This window comes from Bartonella sp. AD13SXNS (assembly GCF_042196465.1).
In the GTDB taxonomy this organism is placed as follows: domain Bacteria; phylum Pseudomonadota; class Alphaproteobacteria; order Rhizobiales; family Rhizobiaceae; genus Bartonella.
In genome coordinates, this window is record NZ_JBHIQI010000001.1 from 205348 (window position 1) to 226613 (window position 21266).

The following is a 21266-nucleotide window of genomic DNA, read 5'->3' on the forward strand; positions in this document are numbered from 1 at the left end:
AGTTTTTACAGGCGTCATTTTTACAGTGTTTTTCTTAAGCGCTTCGTGTAAAAACATCCCTCTTTTATTTATATTGCTTAATAAGCAATATCCTTTAACTATTTTCAATGTTTTATTGATAATACAACATATTGATATATAATAATAGTTTACCATTTTGTATATTGAATGAGAACCCTAAATTTCTTTTATTTCGAACTTTCGCATGTTGAATTAATTAAAACCATGTCTTTTACACACCAATCTTGCTTGTGTGGAGCAAGCAAATAAATAACCTTGATTGATTTAATATAAGAAAATTTGTCATCAGAGAATCTTACGATATTCGGAGAAGAATTTAGCATACAAAACGATAATTTATTATTTATATCAATTTTTATATAAAAAGGTTCAATTCAATAGGTCTTCTAACCGTATAGAGCAGATGCAATGATGTAATATTGTAAGTTGAAAAACAGTGCGACGACACTTGCCTCTCTCTTCATCAAAGCAAAGATAGTTGATACCTTATAGAGAATTGTATTACACAATTTCTATGAACAGTAAAAAAATTTTAAGTATAGTCTTTTTATCTTGCAAAAATATGGCAAAAAATGGAAATATTATTTCATCAAAATAAACTATTTCCTTACCAATTTGTAAGGTTCCTTCTTCAGATAAATCTCTTGTAATTTTTAAATAAATCTCCATAATAAGAGCAGATATGCTGGAATTCCGCCAGTGATTCTTAGGGTTTTTGTGTTAGCCAATTTAAGGCTTATACGAAGTGTGTATCTGTAATGACAGAGATACTTTTAAACCCCAATATCTGACGGAACATATGCTAAAGGATTTTATATTATGGCTAATTTTAAAAATTTACGTTCGGCGCCTGCTTCTCATGCCGATGCATCAATTGATCTGGGATTGCGCGACTATATGTTGGGTGTCTACAATACAATGGCCATTGGTTTGCTTATTACAGCTGCTGCCGCTTATGCAATTGTATCATTAGCAACGACAACAGATATGAGTCAAGCAGCAGCTCAAATCAATAGCAGTGTTTATTTAACATCTTTTGGAGTAACATTTTATACATCACCATTCTCTTATATTGTTATGTTTGCACCACTCATAGCGGTCTTATTCCTCAGTTTTAAAATTAATACACTGAGCACAAATACTGCTCGTAGCCTCTTTTTTGGTTATGCTGCTCTGGTTGGTCTTTCACTATCTTCAATCGTTTTGCGTTATACGACAGAAAGTATTGTACAAACCTTTGTTATTTCCGCTGCAACTTTTGGAGCTCTTTCACTTTATGGATACACAACAAAGCGTGATCTTACAGCAATCGGTTCATTCTTATTTATGGGATTGATTGGTTTGTTACTTTCTATGATTGTGAACATTTTTCTTGGATCAAGTGCTTTGCAATTTGCTATCTCCGTTATTGGTGTTTTTATCTTTGCTGGTTTAACAGCTTACGATACTCAAAACATTAAGTTGATGTATTACGAAGGAGATGAAGGTGACACAAGAGGACGTAAAGTTATTATGGGTGCATTGAATCTTTATCTTGATTTCATCAATATGTTTGTCTTCTTGCTACAATTTCTTGGTTCAAACCGTGATTGATTTTAAAAGATCATCGCTTAACGAAAGAACCTTGTTTCCAAAAGAAACAAGGTTCTTTTGTTTTTAGTGTAAGTTTTTACCCTTTGCCTCTTAGAGATTATATTCTTTTCGCAAAATGACAAAAATACCTTACAAGCAAAAGTTTCCTTGGTTTACCGGTTTTATCCAACAAAAGCTCCATAATTCCCTTTTAAAGGCAATCTATAGCCGCTCTCATCATCAACCAAACATCATCAAGCCAAATGATAATTATGATCTAACCGTTGCTTCCTATAATGTGCATAAATGTGTAGGTATTGATAAAATTTTTAATCCTACACGTATTGTACGTGTTATTAATGAATTACAAGTTGATATCCTTGCTCTTCAAGAAGCAGATAAACGTTTTGGAGAGCGCGTTGGTTTGATTAATCTTCAGTTATTAAAAGCTGAAACTGGCTTGATTCCTGTGCCTCTCAATACCATGTCACCTCATGGTCATGGTTGGCATGGGAACGCTCTTTTTTTGCGAAAGGGATATGTACATGAAACTTTACAAGTCACTCTTCCTGGTATTGAACCACGTGGGGCTGTAATTGTAGAATTGGAAATGCAAGCAGGCCCTATTCGTATTATTGCGGCTCATTTTGGCTTATTACGTTATTCTCGTAAACAACAAACAAAAATGCTCCTTGCAATTTTGCAAAAACGCTCCCTTATGCCTACACTCCTCATTGGAGATTTTAATGAATGGCGGATAGGAAAAGGCTCATCTTTGAACCATTTTTCTCCCTATTTTGATAACACGCTTGAAGTTGTGCCAAGCTTTCCTTCGCGTTTTCCTCTTTTAGCCCTTGATCGCGTTTTTGCTTTTCCCCACCAATTGGTAACAAATATTGAAAATCATCATTCACCACTTGCACGTATTGCCTCAGATCATTTGCCTATAAAAGCCTACCTTAATCTTGCCAACGCCATGAACGTTCTTGAACATAAAATAAATAAAAAAAGTTAATGTGCCTCATCCCAATTTTGAGCTGTCATGACTTTTACTTCAAGGGGTACAGATAAAGATAAAACCGGCATTGTAGCATTTTCCATAACATTTTTAACAACGTCCATGGTTTTTTTACTCTCTTCTTTTGGTACTTCAAAAATCAGTTCATCATGTACTTGCAGCAACATTTTTGCTGACAGATTTTCTCCTTTTAAAACATCTTCCATCTGTATCATAGCGCGGCGAATAATATCTGCAGCAGAGCCTTGAATCGGGGCATTAATCGCTGCCCGTTCATTAAGGGAACGAATTTTTACATTCTTTGCTTTTATTTCTGGATAATGGATACGACGTCCAAAAATTGTTTCTACATAACCATTTTCACGTGCAAAGTTTTTTGTCTTTTCCATATAATCTTTAATTCCTGGAAACCTTTCAAAATACAATTGAATATAACGACCCGCTTCTTGGCGTGAAATTCCTAATTGATTGGCTAAGCCAAAAGCTGAAATACCATAAATGATACCAAAATTAATCGCTTTTGCACGCCGTCGTATATCTGAATGCATTCCCTCTATCGCAACGCCAAACATTTGTGACGCCGTTATAGCGTGAATATCGTGTCCTTTAGCAAAAGCTTCTTTTAACGCTTTTATATCCGCAATATGTGCAAGAATGCGCAATTCAATCTGACTATAATCAGCAGAAAGCAACACGTGCCCTTTGGGAGCAATAAAAGCTGTTCGAATTTTACGTCCTTCAACAGTTCGTACTGGAATATTTTGCAAATTTGGCTCTGATGATGATAATCGCCCTGTTGATGTTATTGCCAAAGAATAATTCGTATGAACACGCCCTGTTTTTGGTAAAATATAAGAAGGCAAAGCATCGGCATAGGTAGATTTTAGCTTTGCAAGTTGACGCCACTCAATAATTTTACGCGGTAATAGATGACCTTCAGCAGACAACTCTTCTAAGGTCTGTGCAGAAGTTGACCATTGTCCGCCCTTGGTTTTAGCGCCTCCAGGTAGTCCCATTTTGCCAAAAAGGATATCCCCCAATTGCTTGGGTGAAGCAAGATTAAACTTTTCACCAGCTTGTTTGTAAATTTCCTCTTCTAGAATCAAAGTAGCTTGCGCCAATTCTCCTGAAAGGCGCAATAAAATCTGCCTATCAACAAGAATCCCACGTTCTTCCATTCTTGCAAGAACTTCTATGAGTGGTCGATCAAGGCGATCATAAATTTTTGCCATTTTCTGAGCAACAAGTTGCGGTTTCAAAACTTGCCAAAGGCGTAGCGTTATATCGGCATCTTCCGCCGCATAAAGGGTAGCTTGTTTTAAATCTACTTGTGCAAAAGAAGTAATTTTTTTTCCTTTATGCGTTAAATCCTTATAGGCAATTGGTTTATGTCCAAGCCAACGTTCAGACAAATCATCCATATTATGGGTTAAAATTCCAGCATCAAAAGCATATGACAAAAGCATAGTGTCATCAAAAGAACGTATAACAATGTCGTATTGCTTCATCACCAACCAATCATATTTTATATTCTGACCAATTTTTAACACCGCTGAATCTTCTAATAGCGGTTTTAAAAGTGCTAAAGCTTTTTGGGTCTCAATCTGCGAGGCAATACGCCCATCCCTTAAAAGGTCCTCTTTTTCCTCAAAATGTTCAAGTGGTATATAGGCTGCTTTTCCTGGTTGTAATGCGAGTGAAAAACCAACAAGCTTTGCTTGCATCGGATCAAGAGATGTAGTTTCAGTATCAAAAGCAAAAAAGCCCTGTTCTTGCGCTTGCCATAACCATTCTTTTAAAGTTTCCTCCTCAAGAATCGTTATGTAAGTATCTCTTGTAATTTTTTGAGACAGTGCTTGATCTTTACGTTTTTGTGCAAAAACTTGTGGAGAATTTTCAGAAAAATTATGAAAAGATACGCGCTCAGTATTCTTGATTTCAGAATCATGCCTGATATCAGAATCATTCCTGGGGCTTAGTTTTTCCCATTCAACATCTATATCAAGTGCATTAATAACAGCTGCATCGCATGACGTTGCCTCTGCCACGCGACGCGTTAATGTTGAAAATTCCATCGCTTTCAAAAAAGCAATTAAACGTGGACCATCTTGCGGCTCCAAAACAAAATCATCTAAATCATTATCCATAGGAACATCTGTTTTAAGCCTAACAAGTTCACGAGACATTTTAACTTGTTCTCTATAAGCTTGAATGTTTTCACGCCGTTTTGTCTGTTTAATTTCTGTTACGCGTTGCAATAAAAGATCAAGAGAACCAAATTCATTTAACAACTGGGATGCAGTTTTGGGACCAATTCCTGGAACACCCGGTATATTATCCGTTGAATCTCCAATCAAAGCTTGTAAATCAATCATTTTTTCAGGTGCAACACCCCATTTTTCTATAACTTCTGAAATCCCTATATGTTTGTCTTTCATTCCATCATACAAGGACACATGCGTATTTACGAGTTGCATAAGATCCTTATCAGAAGAGATAATGGTTGTCTTTGCCCCAACCTTCGTTGCCAGTTTTGCATAAGTAGCAATTAAATCATCCGCTTCAAAACCTTCCTTTTCAATACAAGGCAAATTAAAAGCTTTTGTTGCTTGGCGTATCAGAGAAAATTGAGGAATTAGATCTTCAGGAGGTTCAGCGCGATTCGCTTTATATTGAGGATAAATTTGTTTCCGAAAAGTATCAGATGAATAATCAAAAATAACAGCAAAATGTGTTGGAACAATACCCATAGCAGTATTACGAGCATCACAAAGTAATTTCCATAACATATTACAAAAACCAGCTACCGCTCCTATTGGTAGTCCATCCTTTTTACGTTTTAAAGGCGGCAAAGCATAGTAAGCACGAAAAATGTAGCCTGATCCGTCAACCAACAAAAGATGATCTGTTGCTTTCATGACAATTTTATTTCTCCATTTCAGCTAAAAAACAAATTACCTGTATATATTTTTTTCATTTTTATTTTATTTTTGCCTCTAAAAAGCCATTTTTTCTTTCCATAAGACATGAAGTCGTTGCACTTTATATTAAGTACCTAGAGCTTTTCTTTGCTGTTACAGGATTAATAGCTTTCATTTTGCTCCTCCTATGATAGCTGAGGTACAATGTAGCGACAAGGTCGTTGTGGTGTTCCCCTCCCCACAACGACCGTTTTTTTGGTATCCATAATTTTATATTTTTAACCTTAAATAGCTTGTTTAGAGAAAAGATAAGAATATTATTCATAAACTTTGAAGTTATTCCACAGAGCTTTTTCACCCATTTTATTGATAAAATCAGCATGCAAGCTTTTTTCTTGCGCACTCAATCTTGAAGGTAAAGCCTGTGGGCGAAATTTAACTGCATAAGGCATATCTTTGTCACTTCGAATATGTTCATCAACACTCTTTCTGTTATAAAAACCCAATATGCCCTGCTTTCCACCAATCAATTCAATATAAACATCGGCCAAAATCTCTGCATCAAGTAAAGCACCATGAAGAACACGATGGCTGTTATCAATTCCAAAGCGTTTGCATAAAATATCAAGAGAATTAGGGCCCATAGGGAATTTACGCCGTGCCATAGCCAATGTATCAAGAATATTATCAACACTGATGAGCGGCTTATTGACGCGTTTTAATTCTGCATTAATAAAACCAATATCAAAACTCGCATTATGCGCAATCATTGTCGCGCCATTAATAAATTCCAAAAATTCATCAACAATATCACTAAAACTTTTCTCGTTTTTTAGGCGTTCATTGGTTAATCCGTGAATTGCTACAACTTCATCAGGAATAATAACGCCTTCAGGGTTTAAATAAACATGAAATTGGCGCCCTGTAAGATAACGATCAACCATTTCTACACAACCAATTTCGATTATGCGATCTTTCTCTTTATCTAAACCTGTTGTTTCTGTATCAAAAATAATTTCACGCATGATTTTAATTCTTTAGCAATTTTTTTATCACATCAAAAACCTGTTGACGGGTATTTTCTAAATCTTTCCCTGTATCAATAATAAAATCAGCACGTTCTCGTTTTTTTTCATCTGGCATTTGTTGGGCATTGATAAAGGCAAATTTTTTCTCATTCATACCTTGGCGAATCATTACACGTTCTTTTTGTATTTCTGGTGGAGCAGAAACAACAATAACGCTATCTACACGATTTTCACCATTTGTTTCAAACAGAAGTGGAATATCAAGAATAACTAATTTTTCCCCTTGTTTGCGCGCTGTATCAATAAATTCTCTTTCTTTTTCTTGCACCAAAGGATGAATTATTTTTTCTAATGTTTGTAATTTTTCCTTATCATCAATCAAAATTTCAGAAAGTTTCAAACGATTAACTTCATCGTTTTCAACAACTCCAGGAAAAATACGCTCTATGAGTGGCAAAACTGGCTCACTTTTATAGAGTTGTTGTACCGCCTCATCAGCACTAAAAATAGAAATACCCGCTTGTCTGAAAAAATCAGCAACTGTTGATTTTCCCATAGCTATTGATCCGGTTAATCCTATAATTTTCATTCTTTTTCTTCACTCATATCCTCTAAAATGGCTGTCCTTAACGCTTTTGTTACCTGTGGTTTTATTCCAAACCACCGTTCAAATCCTATAACAGCCTGATGTAGAAGCATCCCAAGCCCATCAACCGTTTTGAGATCACAAGCCTTTGCCTGTTGTAAAAAAGGAGTTATCAATGGTGTATAAACAATATCTGTTACTAATGCCGTTGTTTTTGCTTTATGAAAATCACAAAAAAAAGAATCTCTTTTTTCTTCTGGATTTTTTATGCCTATAGAGGTTGTATTAACAATCAAATCAGCTTGATGAAGTATTTCATGGATTTTATGCCAATCGTAAACTTTAATGATTTTTCCAAAATGCTGAGCTAAATTATCAGCGCGTTGTTTTGTACGGTTAATCAAATAAATCTGTTCAAATCCGCGTTTTTTTAAAGCATATAGGATAGCGCGTGCGGCACCACCTGCTCCAAAAACAAGAGCTGTTTCCCCTTCCCAATCAGATGCAAAATCATCAAGATTAGCGCTAAAACCATAGGCATCGCTATTCGTGGCACAAAGCTTATCTCCTTCATACCAAAGTGTATTAGCAGCACCAATCATTGTTGCTCTCTCATCTTTATAATCTGCTAAACGAAAGGCTTCTTGTTTATGAGGCAAAGTAACATTTCCTCCACAAAAGCCCATTTTTTGTAAAGAAACAATAAAATGACTAAATTCTTCGGATGTTACTTCCTGTGCAAGATATTCTCCTTGTAAACCATATTGTTTAAGCCAAAAATTGTGAATTTTTGGCGATTTTGAATGATGAATTGGAGAACCAACAACAAAAGCACGCGGATAATTTGTTTTTTTTATTGTTAAGTCAACCATCAATAATTCCTAAGTGGCGCAGTTTTATGAGTAAAGGCAGTAAAGGTAAACCAACAATGGTAAAAAAATCTCCTTCAATTTTTTCAAAGAGATGAATCCCTTCTCCTTCAATTTGATATACTCCCACGCTGTTTAAAACATCTTTTCCTATGCGTGCTAAATAATGTTCAATAAATTCTGACGAGAGCAAACGGACGGACATATGTGCACTAAAAGCTTCAACCCAAATTTTTTGACCATTTTTAAATAAAGCTACCGCACTATGAAGAGAATGGATTTTTCCTGATAACTCACATAAACGTTGATGTGCTTCCTTAATATTTCTTGCTTTATGAAAAACTTTACCTTCCAAATCAAGAACTTGATCACAACCAATAACGAAAGCATCAGGAAAACGATCTGAAACATTTTTTGCTTTTGCACTTGCAAGAAAACAGCTAAGTTCTTTGGGTGTTTTTTCTTTTGTTGTTTTTTCCACTTCTCTCTCATCAAAAGAAGCACCTTCAATTAAAAAATTTAAACCTGCCTTTTTCAACAACTGTGCACGATAAAAACTAAGAGATGCTAATATTAACGTATCTGCGTCCATGAGGATTTTCTCTCATTTTCCTTCACGAAACCGTGATAAAAGTTCAAATATTGCAGCAGCAGTTTCTTCAATAGAGCGCCTTGTGACATCAATAATAGGCCAACCAAAACGTTCGCAAATGCGTTTTGCATGGATTAATTCTTCAGCTATGTTGATACGATTAGTATAATTATCAAGAGCAAAACCTTCTCCTAAATCTCTATTTTGACGAATATGTGAGATTCTTTCAGCTGAAGCAATTAAACCAATAATTAAAGAATTTTTTACCTCTAAAAGAGATTCTGGCAAATCAATTCCTGGAATAAGAGGAACATTAGCCGTTTTGATTCCGCGATTTGCTAAATAGATGCTTGTTGGCGTTTTAGAGGTTCTTGAAATTCCTACAAGGATTACATCCGCTTCAGATAAGCTACTGGAAGACTGTCCATCATCATGCTCTATTGTAAAATCCAGTGCCTCAATACGACGAAAATAATCTGCATTAAGATCATGTTGTGCACTAACACGTAAATGAGTTGGCATTCCAAGGTAAGACTGAAAAGCATTTAAAACAGGATACAATATATCAATACAGGGAACTTCTATTTTTTTGCATTTTTTTTGAAGGAGTAGTTTAAGTTCTTCATCAATCATTGTGTAAAGAACAATACCTGGCTCTTGTTGTATTTCATCAAGAACTTTTTGCAACTGTATTTTATTACGAATCATAGGATAGATATGCTCTGTTGCCTGACACATTGCATATTGGGATGCTACAGCTCTCCCAACAGAAATTAATGTCTCCCCCGTTGCATCAGAAAGCATGTGTAAATGAAAGGATTTTTTTTCTTTTGTCACAAAAATTTTAACTCCTTGTTAAGATATGTGTATATACCCTCACTGTTTTTTATAAAACTAAAATTTAGAAAAAATTCTCCATTATTATGCACAAATCAAATGCTTGTGATAATCAAACACCTATTATAAAAAAAAGAGGGGATAATATCTTTAAGATAGTGTTATTTATATTCTTTTTTTCTTCTATTTTGTGGATAAAATTGAGGATAAATACAGTATAAATAATAATTCACATTAACCACAGTCTTTAATAATAAGAATCCTCTTTTAAATATAAATTTATTAATAAAAAATTCTTTTGAATAGCATTTCATTAGTGATATAGATTTTATTCATATTTTTCTTACGAAATAATTAAATACTGTTCGGATTTTATGTTTTTTAAAATTTTTATACAATTACTTGATATTACACAAATAAATTTCATATAAATGGTACTTGCAGATTAAAAAAATTGAGTGTAAAATAATTTTTTCTTAAAGAATATTTCATTCATAAAATCTCCATAAATTGTTCAGGGTAATCCTCTTCTTAATTAAAAGAGCATATTTCATGCAAAAAATGAAACTACAAGAACTTAAAAGCAAAAAACCAGTTGAACTTGTTTCTTTTGCTGAAACTTTAGAAGTTGAAAATGCTTCCCTTATGCGTAAACAAGAATTAATGTTTGCAATCTTGAAAAAACTAGCCCTACAAGATGTAGAAATTATAGGAGAAGGTGTTGTTGAAGTTTTACAAGATGGATTTGGATTCTTGCGCTCTGCTGATGCTAATTATCTTCCTGGGCCTGATGATATCTATCTTTCACCTGCACAAATTCAGTCGTTTTCTTTAAAAACAGGTGATACTATTGAAGGGCTTATACGCAGTCCAAAAGAAGGGGAACGTTATTTTGCTCTCCTTAAAATTAATACAATTAATTTTGAAAAACCTGAAAAGATCCGTTATAAAATTCACTTTGATAATCTTACTCCCCTTTATTCAAATGAACGTTTCCAAATGGAAATACAAGATCCTACAGAGAAGGATATGTCATCACGTGTGATTGATTTGATATCTCCATTGGGAAAAGGACAGAGGGGACTAATTGTCGCGCCACCACGGACGGGAAAGACAGTTTTACTTCAAAATATTGCTCATTCTATTACCACTAATCATCCTGAATGTTATCTCATTGTTCTTTTAATCGATGAAAGACCAGAAGAGGTTACTGATATGCAGCGTTCAGTAAAAGGAGAGGTGGTTTCTTCTACTTTTGATGAACCTGCAATACGTCATGTGCAAGTGGCAGAAATGGTCATTGAAAAAGCCAAACGTCTCGTTGAATATGGGCGTGATGTTGTTATTCTTCTCGACTCTATTACACGTCTTGGGCGTGCATATAATACGGTTGTTCCTTCTTCAGGTAAAGTTTTGACAGGGGGTGTGGATGCAAATGCTCTACAGCGTCCAAAACGTTTCTTTGGTGCAGCACGTAATATTGAGGAAGGCGGATCTTTGACTATTATTGCAACGGCTTTGATTGATACAGGTAGCCGTATGGATGAGGTTATTTTTGAAGAATTTAAAGGAACAGGTAATTCGGAAATTGTTCTTGATCGTAAAGTTGCTGATAAGCGAATTTTCCCTGCTATGGATATTTTAAAGTCAGGAACGCGTAAGGAAGAGCTTCTGGTCGCACGACAAGATTTACATAAAATTTTTGTTCTTCGTCGTATTTTAGCACCTATGAATGTAACAGATGCAATTGAGTTTTTGATTGATAAGTTAAAGCAAACAAAAAACAATAGCGAATTTTTTGATTCAATGAATACATAGAGTCATTAAGTTTTTTATTAGGATAGAACCTGTGGATACAATCTTTGCTGTTTCGAGTGGATTGTTACCTTCAGGGGTTGCAGTCATTCGGCTTTCTGGTCCTCATGTTGTGGATATAGTTAAAACGCTTTGTGGTTGTTTACCTAAAGCACGCTTTATGCATTATGGAAATCTCATAGCTCGTGATGGCAGTTTTTTAGATTCTGCTTTAACTGTTTTTTTTCCTGCTCCTCATAGTTTTACGGGAGAAGATTGTGCAGAATTCCATTTGCATGGAGGAAAAGCAGTTGTTAATCGTTTTCTCGATGAATTATCTACATTTTCCGGATGCCGTATTGCAGAGGCAGGTGAATTTTCACGTCGTGCATTTATGGAAGGAAAATTAGATCTTGTTCAAGCGGAAGGACTTGCTGATTTAATAGAAGCAGAAACAGAAAGCCAGCGTCGTTTAGCTGTTATGGGGACAAGTGGACATTTAACAAAACTTTATCGTGATTGGCGCCATAAGCTTATGAAGGTTCGTGCTTTTATTGAGGCAGAACTTGATTTTGTCGATGAAGAAAATATTCCTGATGCAATATCTGATAAAGTTTGGAAAGATGTAGAAGATCTTTGTATTTCTCTTCGAAAACATATTAGTGAAGGAGAGCGTGCAAGTATTTTACGTGATGGATTAAAAATTGTTATTGCAGGTGCCCCAAATTCTGGAAAATCAAGTATTATGAATCGTCTTTCAGGACGATCTGTTGCTATTGTAACGGAAGAAGCAGGAACAACCCGTGATGCTTTAGAAATGAGAATTATTCTTGGTGGTTTACCTGTTTTTTTAACCGATACTGCTGGTTTTAGAAAAACAGAAAATAAAATAGAACAGATGGGAATAGAAGTTGCTAAACAGCATGTTAGAGAAGCTGATTTGGTTATTTTGGTTTATGATATAGGAAATCCTAAGCAAGTTGATTTACCAGAAACATCGGCTGAAATATGGCATGTTGGTAATAAGCTTGATCTTTATGAAAAAAACGACCAGTGTTGGTCTATACAATTTTCCGCATTAACTGGTTTAAATTTTGATTCTTTTATCAAAGAACTTGAATTATTTTGCCATCATCGTGCTTGTGAAATTGGAAATCTTGTTCCGGCGCGTAAAAGGCAACTTCAATTATTAAAAGAAGCTGTTAAAGAGATTGAATTTTCTCTCAATTATCATTCTTTTGATCTCAGTTTACGTGCAGAACATCTCCGTCGTGCAAGTGATTTTCTTGGAAAAATTACGGGAGATATTGATGTTGAAGATTTACTTGATATCATTTTTTCAGAGTTTTGTATTGGTAAATAATGATTCACGTGAAACATTGATTATTTCATAGACAGATTATAAAGATTATGTAATTTATATCTTGTTTCACGTGAAACCTTAGAATATTCTCTATGGAATGAATTAAATGCAATCATATGATGTTATCATTGTTGGTGGTGGTCATGCTGGCTGTGAAGCAGCTTCAGCTTCAGCGCGTATAGGAGCACAAACAGCACTTATTACACATAAAATATCAGCACTGGGAACAATGTCGTGTAATCCTGCTATTGGTGGTCTTGGAAAAGGGCATCTTGTTCGTGAAATAGATGCGTTAGATGGTCTCATGGGAAGAGCAGCAGATGCTGCTGGAATTCAGTTTAGACTCCTTAATAGACGTAAAGGACCGGCAGTAAGAGGACCGCGGACACAGGCAGATAGACAACTTTATAAAAAAGCAATTCAAAAACTTTTAAAAGAACAAGAAAATCTTACTCTTATTGAGGATGAAGTACTTGATTTGGTTGTTAAAGATAATTGTGTATCAGGTGTAATTTTAAAAAAACAAGGAACATTTTTTTCTGGCGCTGTTGTTTTAACAACAGGTACGTTTTTAAATGGCTTTATTCATATTGGTGATAAAACATGGGCTGCTGGCCGTATGGGAGATCAGTCAAGTGTCAAACTTGCTGAACATTTAAAAAATTATCATATAAAACTTGGACGATTAAAAACAGGAACCCCTGCTCGTCTGAGTAAAAAAACAATTGCTTGGGAAACTCTCCAAAAACAACAAGCAGATGAAAATCCCGTTCCCTTTTCTCTTTTAACAGAGAAAATTAAACAGCCACAAATTGAATGTGCAATAACGCGTACAAATGCACAAACACATAAAATTATTCGCGAAAATATCTATCGTTCTGCTTTATATTCTGGAAATATTGAAGGATTAGGACCACGTTATTGTCCCTCAATTGAAGATAAAATCGTTAAATTTGGGGAACGTGATGGACATCAGATTTTTCTAGAACCAGAAGGATTAAATGATGATACTGTTTATCCAAATGGTCTTTCTACTTCTCTTCCTGAAGATGTACAAATTTCTTTATTAAAAACCATTGAAGGATTGGAAAATGCTACAGTTTTGCAACCTGGTTATGCTATTGAATATGATTTTGTTAATCCTCAACAATTAACGAGAAGTTTGGAAGTACGCTCTTTACCAGGTTTGTTTTTAGCGGGACAAATTAATGGCACAACAGGATATGAGGAAGCGGCAGCACAAGGTCTTTTAGCTGGATTAAATGCTGCACGCAAGGTAGGTAAATTAGATGAAATACTTATAAGTCGTTCTACTGCTTATATTGGTGTTATGATTGATGATTTGGTTTCACGTGGTGTTTGTGAACCTTATAGAATGTTTACATCACGTGCTGAATTTCGTTTATCTTTAAGATCTGATAATGCTGATACGCGTTTAACACCTTTGGCAAAAGAATGGGGTATTGTGAGTAAAGTGCGTTGGGATTGTTATCAGAAAAAACAACAACGGCTTGATCAAGCACGATCAATATGTCAAAATCTTTTTTTAACACCTAATGAAGCTTCTGCTCATGGATTACACGTTAACCATGATGGAATTCGGCGTTCGGCGTATGATTTTCTTGCTTATCCTCATATGACTTTAGAGCGTCTTTCACATTTATGGCCACAATTACAAGTAATTGATTCTAAAACAGTTGAGGCTTTAGAAATTGAAGCACAATATGCGGTTTATTTGGATAAACAAGCACAAGATATTGCCTCTCTTCAAAGAGATGAACGTTTAGAAATTCCTTCTTCTCTTAATATTGAGGCAATTTCAGGTCTTTCAAATGAACTTAAATCAAAAATTCAAGAAGTATCGCCTCGTTCAATTGCTGATGCACAAAAAATTGATGGCATGACACCCGCTGCGTTATCACTTATTATTACATATATTCAACGTCAACGACGTGAAAAGGCTAAAACAGCTTAATGAATTTTTCTACAGAACAAAAATATCAACAACTATTAAATATTATACCTTCTGTTTCACGTGAAACGATGGAAAATTTAATTCAGTTTGAGTCTTTAATACTTCAATGGAATGCACATATTAATTTGATATCTGCTGCAACAATACCAGATCTATGGACACGGCATATTTTAGATTCAGCACAAATTTTTCCTTTGTATAGTCATTCTTTACATTGGTGTGATTTAGGGTCAGGAGGAGGTTTTCCCGCAATTGTGATTGCTATCTTTCTAAAAGAAAAAAAAGCAGGACATATCAATCTTGTTGAAAGTAATGGAAAAAAAGTCGCTTTTTTGCGAACAGTTATTGCCCAACTTAATCTTCCAGCAACGGTTTATCACGCTAGAATTGAAGATGTATATCAAAAAATTCCTATATCTGATATTATAACGGCCCGAGGATTAGCGCCGCTCAATAATCTTTTACAGCTTATTTTTCCTTTATTAACAGAAAAAACAGTCGCTCTTTTGCAAAAAGGTCGGGATTACGCTACAGAAATAAAAAATGCCTCTGCCAATTGGCACTTTGATCTGTTAAAACATAAAAGTAAAGTTGATGAAAATTCTGTTATTTTGGAAATTTCTCATATTCGATCATATAGAGGGTAAAGCAAAATGAGCGAAACACGAATTATCGCTATTGCAAACCAAAAGGGTGGAGTCGGAAAAACAACCACAGCAATTAATCTTGCAACAGCTTTAGCGGCTATTGGTGAAAGTGTCCTTATTATGGATGTTGATCCACAAGGTAATGCAAGTACAGGCTTGGGAATTGATCGTAATAGTCGTCCTTTATCGTCTTATGATGTTCTGGTTTCAGGTGTTTCAATTACACAAGCGGCTTTAAAAACAGCAGTACCTAATCTTCATATAGTTCCCTCTACACTTGATCTTTTAGGCGTGGAAATGGAAATTTCTTCGTCACAAGATCGCATACAACGCTTACGTAAAGCTCTCTATGATGATCCGGAAATGGAAAAAAAATTCAATTATGTTTTAATTGATTGCCCACCATCACTTAATCTTCTTACACTCAATGCTATGGGAGCTGCAGATTCTGTTTTGGTACCCATGCAATGCGAATTTCTCGCACTTGAAGGTTTAAGTCAATTACTGGAAACAGTAAAACAGGTGCGATCCGTCCTTAATCCATCTTTAGAAATCCAAGGAATTGTTCTAACAATGTATGATGGACGTAATAATCTCTCAAATCAAGTTGTTGAAGATGTACGCTCTTTTATGGGAGATAAAGTTTACCGTACTGTTATTCCACGAAATGTAAGAGTATCAGAAGCGCCCTCTTTTGGTAAACCCGTATTGCTTTACGATCTCAAATGTGCTGGAAGTCAAGCTTATTTGCGTCTAGCATCAGAAGTGATTCAACGTGAAAAACAAGCACGGGCTGCTGCTTAAAAATATAAAAAATAATCTAAAAATTCAAAGAGAAAAGTTATGAATGATGATCTCTCAAAAAAAAGACTAGGACGTGGATTAGCAGCATTGATTGGAGATATCAATTTAAACAACAATCTTGCACGTTCATCAAGCTTTGATAAATTAAATGAATCCGGTAGCATTTCTGAACGATTTGTTCCACTTGAATCTATTTCACGTAATCCTCACAATCCTCGGCGTCATTTTACAGAAACAGAACTTGATAATTTGGCACAATCAATTCGTCAGCACGGTGTGGTTCAACCTGTTATTGTAAGGCCTTTAAGAGATCATCCTCATCGGTTTGAATTAATCGCGGGTGAACGGCGTTGGCGTGCTGCACAACGTGCAAATTTAAGCCAATTACCCGTTATTATTCGTGATGTGGATGATAAAACCGCTTTGGAATTGGCTATTATTGAAAATGTTCAGCGAGCAGATCTTAATCCTATCGAAGAAGCAAAAGGATATGAGATGCTTTTGAATGAACATGATTATACGCAGGTAGATTTAGCACAAGTTATTGGAAAAAGTCGTAGTCATGTTGCAAATACGCTTCGTTTATTAAAACTTCCAGAAAAAGTACAACAATTCTTAACGGATGGAAAACTTTCAGCAGGTCATGCTCGTTGCCTTATAACCGTGGATAATCCACAAGATTTAGCTGAAAAAATTATACGTGAAGGGCTTTCTGTACGTCAAACAGAAATACTTGCATATGAACAAGCTAATCCTAAAACTAAAAAACGTACTACTATAGAGAAAGATACAGAAACAAAATCTTTAGAAAAGTTACTTGCAGATGTGATCGGAATGAAAGTTATTATTCGCCATGGTAAAAAAGGTGGAGATTTAAAAATACATTACTCTTCATTAGAACAATTAGATGAAATTTGTCGACGTTTACAAAGTTAACTAATTATTCTAAAAAGAATTTTCTTCACAATTACCTTTTAAAATTTTGATCATTCTATACATATGATTTTTAGAAAATTCTATATTGCTTGAGGATATAGCGTTTTTTTCATAAGTAGAATTCTCTTCATTTGTTAGCACAATCAAGCTTGCTTGAAGTGCACGGAGAGCAATAATAAAATCTTTTGGTGTGAGATTATTTTCTCTTAAAATATTTACGAGTCCTTGTTTATTAGAAATGTAGGCAATATCATTTTCAATACTATCACTATCAGTGGTGCTATACCTTTTTGTATGTGTTTTTTTTAAATTTTGTGATAAATTTTTACATTCTTTTTCAATTTTTTCTAATTTTAAAAGAAGATCTTCTGTTAAGAGATAATTTGCAATAAGAGGTGATGTAAAAGAAGGCTTATCTGTCTCTTGTTTTGTTTCTTGAGCGTATGATACAAAAGGGAAAATAAAGAAAAAGAACAATAGAAATTTAAACATAATTAAAAATTATCCTTTATTTTTCGAATTTTAACAAAAAACTTCTCATCTGTAGCTCTTTATTTTTAGAGAAATCATTTTATAAATATAATAGGAATATAAGGTAATTATTCGGAATGTTGAAAATATGATGATTATTTAAATAAAGTCATGCCTCTAATGAAGAATAGGACGCCATTGGATTGCTAATTTATGCACTTGTTTTAAAAGAGCATTTTGCGCTTTCAAGTCTATTTCTGGACGGTGTCTGCGAAATGGTATAAAGAATAAAGCTCCATGAATAATATAAAATTACAGAGCTTCTCTATATTTATGGCTTATGAAAAAATAAGCCGCATCATCACACATTCTGCCAGTTCTCAATGTACTCAAAATCCTTGGTACTTAAGACTATTTATCAAAGGTATTTTTATTGTAGAGTTTCACTCCACACAACTCTCCTCACTTGTAATGTGTTTTATCGATTCAATGTATAAAATAGTGAATTATCATTATAAATCAATACATTGACTTATTATAGAAACGTATTGATATTTTTCGACGTCTCATAACTGATTAGTTACTCAAAATGAGTTTTTGACAGTCTCCTAAAAGAGTCGTTATTTTGTAAAAATATTTTTTAACAAATTCAAAATTGTTTAGAACATATAATATTCTTTTCAGTGGAATATTCCTTTTCAGGTACAAATACAAGAAGTGTTGATATTTCTTTAAGTGCTAAGGTCCCAGCAGAAAACTCTTTAGGAGTAATATTATTTTTTTTAAATATTCACAAGTTTTGGTTTATTAGAAATATAAGAAGTGTAGTTTTCAGTACTAGAGTGAATATTAGAATCATAAGTGATAAGATCATTTTTTGTTTTTGGAGGTGAATTTTTACATTCTTTTTCAATTTTTTCCAGCTTTAAAAGAAGTTCTTCTGTTAAGGGATAATTTGCAATAAGATGTGATGTAAGAGAAAAATTATCTATTTCTTATTTTTTTTCTTGAGCATATGATACAAAAGGGAAAAAAAAGAAAAAGAACAATAGAAATTTAAACATGATTAAAAATTATCCTTTCTTTTTCGAATTTCAGCAAAAACTTCTTCATCTGTTTCTTCTTCCATTGCAAGTTTTTTTCGCAACGTACCGTCATCCCAGCGGAGAAAGGGATTTGTTGTTTTTTCTTGCCCTAAAGTGACAGGAAGAGTCATGGCATTTTTTGCGCGCAATAAAAAAACATCTTCTACTCTTTGGTGGAGCTTTTTATTATGTGGGTCAATTGTTAGCGCGAAAAGAGCATTATTTTTTGTGTACTCGTGTCCACAATAGAGGAGTGTTTCATCTGGAAGTTTACGAAGTTTTTTTAAAGAATTTAGCATTTGTGCAGCTGTTCCTTCAAAAAGACGTCCACAACCAAGTGAAAAAAGCGTATCTCCAGCAAACAGTAATTTTTTTTCAGGAAAATAGTAAGATAGCGCTCCTAGCGTATGGCCAGGTGTTGATAGAGCTAAAAGTGTGTGAGAACCAAAAAAAAGTTTTTCATCATGGTGAAGTGTTTGATCAAGATGGTGAATCTTGTCTTTTTCTGCTTCTGGTCCAATAACTATAGCATTGTAAACTTGCTTTAATTCTGCTAGGGCTTCTACATGGTCGTGGTGATGGTGAGTCACAAAAATAGTGTTAAGTGTCCAATTGCGGCGCTTTAAAGCGTTATGAATCGCTTTGCTTTCTGGAGCATCTATTGCGGCTGTCATACCGCTTTTTTCATCATGAATGAGCACACCAAAATTATCTTCTCGACAGATAAACTGTTCAATCAACATGTTTTTTCTCCTGAACAGTGTTTCGTAATGAATCTATGAAATAATTTGTAATGGTAAGTTTTTTAAGAATCAGATTTGTCCTCTTCTGTAAAAAGTCCTTTTGAATGTTTTATAATGATAGGCATTTGGGTAAGCATGAAAAGAACTGTTATAGGCATGACGCCAAAAACTTTGAAACTCGTCCAAAAATTATCGCTAAAATTGCGCCAAATAATTTCATTCAAAAGAGCAAGAAAAACGAAAAAAAACGCCCAACGATAGGTCAGTTTTTGCCAGCCTAAATCATCAAGTTTTAAGGTAGAGTCAAGAGCATAACGCAAAAGCGGTTTTTTAAAAAACATTCCACCAAAAAGTATCAAAGCAAATAAGCTATTAATGATTGTTGGTTTCATTTTTATGAAAGTTTCATTATGAAGCCAGAGAGTTAAAAAACCAAAAATGAGAACAAATATTCCCGAAATAAGAGGCATAATAGGAATTTGTTTTGCAAGGATCCATGATAAGCTTAGAGAAATAATAATTGCTACCATAAAAATAGCTGTTGCAGGGAAAATAGGCTTGCTAAAATTTTGAAAAAATTCAATGTTTTTTATCAACCATTCTCCTTTATAATTGGCAAAAAAGAAGGCGACCAATGGTCCCATTTCTAAAAGAAATTTAAGTGTTGGTGAAAGGGGCGTTTTTTTATTGTTATTCACATTTTTTTCAGAATTATTATGTGAATTAGGGTTAGATAAAGGCTGTTTCATACATGTTTTCCTGCGATAGTTTCGGCAAAGTCAGAAGCAGAAAAGGGTTGAAGGTCTTCAATATTTTCTCCTATACCGATAAAATAAACGGGTAATTTATATTTTGCTGCGATAGCGACAAGAATTCCTCCTCGTGCTGTTCCATCCAGCTTTGTCATGACCAAACCATTAACACCAGCAATGTCACGGAAAATGTCCACTTGGTTAAGTGCATTTTGTCCGGTCGTTGCATCAAGTGTTTGAAGGATTGTATGGGGCGCTTGGGGGGTGTGTTTTCTTAAAACACGAATAATTTTTGCTAACTCATCCATCAATTCAGATTTATTTTGTAAACGTCCTGCTGTATCAATAATTAATACATCACTGTTTGCTTTTTTTGCTTTCTCAAAAGCATCAAAGGCTAAACTTGCAGCATCTGCACCTAATTTTGTAGAAATAACAGGAGAATCAGTACGTTCACCCCAAATATGCAGTTGCTCAATAGCTGCGGCTCGGAAAGTGTCACCGGCTGCAAGCATAACTTTTAATCCCCCTGCTGTTAATTTGGCTGCAAGTTTTCCAATAGTTGTCGTTTTTCCAGTGCCATTTACACCTACTAGCAAAATAACATGAGGCTTATGGCTGAGATCAAGTTCTAATGGTATTGCAACAGGTTCCAGAACTTTTTTGATCTCATCAGCTACAATAGTATGAATGTCATCTGGAGAGAGGTCTTTTCCATAACGACTGGAAGCTAAAGTATTCGTGATGCGCGTTGCCGTTTCTACACCGAGGTCAGCTTGAATCAGAATATCTTCGAGCTCTTGCAGTGTAGCTTCATCAAGTTTTCTTTTAACAAAGAGGTCACTAATTGATCCGCTTAGGCGTTGTGAAGAAAGCGATAGACCTTTTTTAAGGCGTCCAAACCACGCTGTCTTTTTTTGTTCAACAGAGGATTCAGACAAAATTTCTTCATCCTTTTTTTCACGGATGGTGTTTGTGACAATAATTTTGCCATAAGGGGAAAGGGGAGCTTTATCAGAATGAGATTCTAAAGGTGGTGATTTTTTATCACACTTTGTAGGTGTTGATTTTTGATTTTTTGTTTGTTCTTCTTTTTCTGTATCTATAGAGATTTCGTTGTTTTTTGTTCTTTCATTTTTGTCCTTCTTTTTTTCTATGATATCGCTTTTATCAGGAATAGAAATTTGTTCCATTTCCTGCTCTTTAGATTTGTTAAAAGAAAATATTTTTTTTATAAAAGATTTTGTCATAA

Annotated in this window: 18 protein-coding genes; 8 read left to right on the top strand and 10 right to left on the bottom strand. The window is 34.6% G+C overall.

Going from position 1 to position 21266, the window contains the following annotated elements:
* The first annotated feature begins 840 nt into the window (after positions 1 to 840).
* Together ACFIMQ_RS00700 and ACFIMQ_RS00705 are read left to right on the top strand one after the other, a co-directional pair.
* Complete coding sequence (locus tag ACFIMQ_RS00700) at positions 841 to 1614, top strand: Bax inhibitor-1/YccA family protein (protein WP_375615662.1); 774 nt, start codon at positions 841 to 843, stop codon at positions 1612 to 1614.
* A gap of 115 nt (positions 1615 to 1729) precedes the next feature.
* A complete protein-coding gene (locus tag ACFIMQ_RS00705; RefSeq protein ID WP_375615663.1) occupies positions 1730 to 2608 on the top strand; it encodes an endonuclease/exonuclease/phosphatase family protein in 879 nt (292 codons plus the stop codon).
* Here ACFIMQ_RS00705 and polA read toward each other — a convergent pair.
* From polA to ACFIMQ_RS00735, 6 genes are all read right to left on the bottom strand, one after another.
* Positions 2605 to 5529, bottom strand: coding sequence for a DNA polymerase I (gene polA, locus ACFIMQ_RS00710; RefSeq protein WP_375703186.1), 2925 nt, complete (start codon positions 5527 to 5529; stop codon positions 2605 to 2607). The two genes, ACFIMQ_RS00705 and polA, sit on opposite strands and share 4 nt — an antisense overlap.
* 320 nt (positions 5530 to 5849) lie before the next feature.
* Positions 5850 to 6557, bottom strand: a complete 708-nt coding sequence (gene dnaQ, locus ACFIMQ_RS00715; RefSeq protein WP_375703187.1) for a DNA polymerase III subunit epsilon — start codon at positions 6555 to 6557, stop codon at positions 5850 to 5852.
* A gap of 4 nt (positions 6558 to 6561) precedes the next feature.
* Positions 6562 to 7149: a dephospho-CoA kinase gene (coaE, locus tag ACFIMQ_RS00720; RefSeq protein ID WP_375615666.1), complete on the bottom strand. Its 588-nt coding sequence runs from the start codon at positions 7147 to 7149 to the stop codon at positions 6562 to 6564.
* Entirely contained in the window at positions 7146 to 8018 is an 873-nt protein-coding gene (locus ACFIMQ_RS00725; RefSeq protein WP_375615667.1) for a shikimate dehydrogenase, read from the bottom strand. The genes coaE and ACFIMQ_RS00725 overlap by 4 nt, the downstream gene beginning before the upstream one ends.
* Entirely contained in the window at positions 8011 to 8607 is a 597-nt protein-coding gene (locus tag ACFIMQ_RS00730; RefSeq protein WP_375703188.1) for a Maf family nucleotide pyrophosphatase, read from the bottom strand. Before ACFIMQ_RS00730 ends, ACFIMQ_RS00725 begins: the two co-directional genes overlap by 8 nt.
* Before the next feature lie 12 nt (positions 8608 to 8619).
* Entirely contained in the window at positions 8620 to 9444 is an 825-nt protein-coding gene (locus ACFIMQ_RS00735; protein ID WP_375615669.1) for a pyruvate, water dikinase regulatory protein, read from the bottom strand.
* A 552-nt stretch (positions 9445 to 9996) separates the two neighbouring features.
* Here ACFIMQ_RS00735 and rho point away from each other — a divergent pair.
* The 6 genes from rho (at position 9997) to ACFIMQ_RS00765 (ending at position 16963) form a co-directional block, all read left to right on the top strand.
* The gene (gene rho / locus ACFIMQ_RS00740; protein ID WP_375615670.1) at positions 9997 to 11262 is read left to right on the top strand and encodes a transcription termination factor Rho; all 1266 of its coding nucleotides are present in this window, start codon (positions 9997 to 9999) and stop codon (positions 11260 to 11262) included.
* A 31-nt stretch (positions 11263 to 11293) separates the two neighbouring features.
* On the top strand, positions 11294 to 12601 hold the full coding sequence (gene mnmE / locus ACFIMQ_RS00745; RefSeq protein ID WP_375703189.1) for a tRNA uridine-5-carboxymethylaminomethyl(34) synthesis GTPase MnmE: 1308 nt from the start codon (positions 11294 to 11296) through the stop codon (positions 12599 to 12601).
* Between the two features lie 106 nt (positions 12602 to 12707).
* Complete coding sequence (gene mnmG / locus ACFIMQ_RS00750; protein ID WP_375703190.1) at positions 12708 to 14576, top strand: tRNA uridine-5-carboxymethylaminomethyl(34) synthesis enzyme MnmG; 1869 nt, start codon at positions 12708 to 12710, stop codon at positions 14574 to 14576.
* Positions 14576 to 15223, top strand: a complete 648-nt coding sequence (gene rsmG, locus ACFIMQ_RS00755) for a 16S rRNA (guanine(527)-N(7))-methyltransferase RsmG (RefSeq protein WP_375703191.1) — start codon at positions 14576 to 14578, stop codon at positions 15221 to 15223. Before mnmG ends, rsmG begins: the two co-directional genes overlap by 1 nt.
* Positions 15224 to 15229: 6 nt before the next feature.
* Complete coding sequence (locus ACFIMQ_RS00760; protein ID WP_375703192.1) at positions 15230 to 16027, top strand: ParA family protein; 798 nt, start codon at positions 15230 to 15232, stop codon at positions 16025 to 16027.
* A 39-nt stretch (positions 16028 to 16066) separates the two neighbouring features.
* On the top strand, positions 16067 to 16963 hold the full coding sequence (locus tag ACFIMQ_RS00765) for a ParB/RepB/Spo0J family partition protein (RefSeq protein ID WP_375615674.1): 897 nt from the start codon (positions 16067 to 16069) through the stop codon (positions 16961 to 16963).
* Positions 16964 to 16972: 9 nt separating this feature from the next.
* Here the strand turns inward: ACFIMQ_RS00765 and ACFIMQ_RS00770 are convergent, their stop codons facing one another.
* From ACFIMQ_RS00770 to ftsY, 4 genes are all read right to left on the bottom strand, one after another.
* Complete coding sequence (locus ACFIMQ_RS00770; RefSeq protein ID WP_375703193.1) at positions 16973 to 17455, bottom strand: hypothetical protein; 483 nt, start codon at positions 17453 to 17455, stop codon at positions 16973 to 16975.
* A 1045-nt stretch (positions 17456 to 18500) separates the two neighbouring features.
* A complete protein-coding gene (gene gloB, locus ACFIMQ_RS00775; RefSeq protein WP_375703194.1) occupies positions 18501 to 19262 on the bottom strand; it encodes a hydroxyacylglutathione hydrolase in 762 nt (253 codons plus the stop codon).
* A gap of 62 nt (positions 19263 to 19324) precedes the next feature.
* A complete protein-coding gene (locus ACFIMQ_RS00780; protein ID WP_375615676.1) occupies positions 19325 to 20011 on the bottom strand; it encodes a septation protein A in 687 nt (228 codons plus the stop codon).
* Positions 20008 to 21264: a signal recognition particle-docking protein FtsY gene (gene ftsY, locus ACFIMQ_RS00785; protein WP_375703195.1), complete on the bottom strand. Its 1257-nt coding sequence runs from the start codon at positions 21262 to 21264 to the stop codon at positions 20008 to 20010. Before ftsY ends, ACFIMQ_RS00780 begins: the two co-directional genes overlap by 4 nt.
* Between the last annotated feature and the right edge of the window lie 2 nt (positions 21265 to 21266).

What these genes read in the sequence shown, in the direction of transcription:
- ACFIMQ_RS00700 (WP_375615662.1), top strand. Translation starts at nt 841, where the DNA reads ATGGCTAATTTTAAAAATTTACGTTCGGCGCCTGCTTCTCATGCCGAT.
- ACFIMQ_RS00705 (WP_375615663.1), top strand. Translation starts at nt 1,730, where the DNA reads ATGACAAAAATACCTTACAAGCAAAAGTTTCCTTGGTTTACCGGTTTT.
- polA (WP_375703186.1), bottom strand. Translation starts at nt 5,529, where the DNA reads ATGAAAGCAACAGATCATCTTTTGTTGGTTGACGGATCAGGCTACATT.
- dnaQ (WP_375703187.1), bottom strand. Translation starts at nt 6,557, where the DNA reads ATGCGTGAAATTATTTTTGATACAGAAACAACAGGTTTAGATAAAGAG.
- coaE (WP_375615666.1), bottom strand. Translation starts at nt 7,149, where the DNA reads ATGAAAATTATAGGATTAACCGGATCAATAGCTATGGGAAAATCAACA.
- ACFIMQ_RS00725 (WP_375615667.1), bottom strand. Translation starts at nt 8,018, where the DNA reads ATGGTTGACTTAACAATAAAAAAAACAAATTATCCGCGTGCTTTTGTT.
- ACFIMQ_RS00730 (WP_375703188.1), bottom strand. Translation starts at nt 8,607, where the DNA reads ATGGACGCAGATACGTTAATATTAGCATCTCTTAGTTTTTATCGTGCA.
- rho (WP_375615670.1), top strand. Translation starts at nt 9,997, where the DNA reads ATGCAAAAAATGAAACTACAAGAACTTAAAAGCAAAAAACCAGTTGAA.
- mnmG (WP_375703190.1), top strand. Translation starts at nt 12,708, where the DNA reads ATGCAATCATATGATGTTATCATTGTTGGTGGTGGTCATGCTGGCTGT.
- rsmG (WP_375703191.1), top strand. Translation starts at nt 14,576, where the DNA reads ATGAATTTTTCTACAGAACAAAAATATCAACAACTATTAAATATTATA.
- ACFIMQ_RS00760 (WP_375703192.1), top strand. Translation starts at nt 15,230, where the DNA reads ATGAGCGAAACACGAATTATCGCTATTGCAAACCAAAAGGGTGGAGTC.
- ACFIMQ_RS00765 (WP_375615674.1), top strand. Translation starts at nt 16,067, where the DNA reads ATGAATGATGATCTCTCAAAAAAAAGACTAGGACGTGGATTAGCAGCA.
- ACFIMQ_RS00770 (WP_375703193.1), bottom strand. Translation starts at nt 17,455, where the DNA reads ATGTTTAAATTTCTATTGTTCTTTTTCTTTATTTTCCCTTTTGTATCA.
- gloB (WP_375703194.1), bottom strand. Translation starts at nt 19,262, where the DNA reads ATGTTGATTGAACAGTTTATCTGTCGAGAAGATAATTTTGGTGTGCTC.
- ACFIMQ_RS00780 (WP_375615676.1), bottom strand. Translation starts at nt 20,011, where the DNA reads ATGAAACAGCCTTTATCTAACCCTAATTCACATAATAATTCTGAAAAA.
- ftsY (WP_375703195.1), bottom strand. Translation starts at nt 21,264, where the DNA reads ATGACAAAATCTTTTATAAAAAAAATATTTTCTTTTAACAAATCTAAA.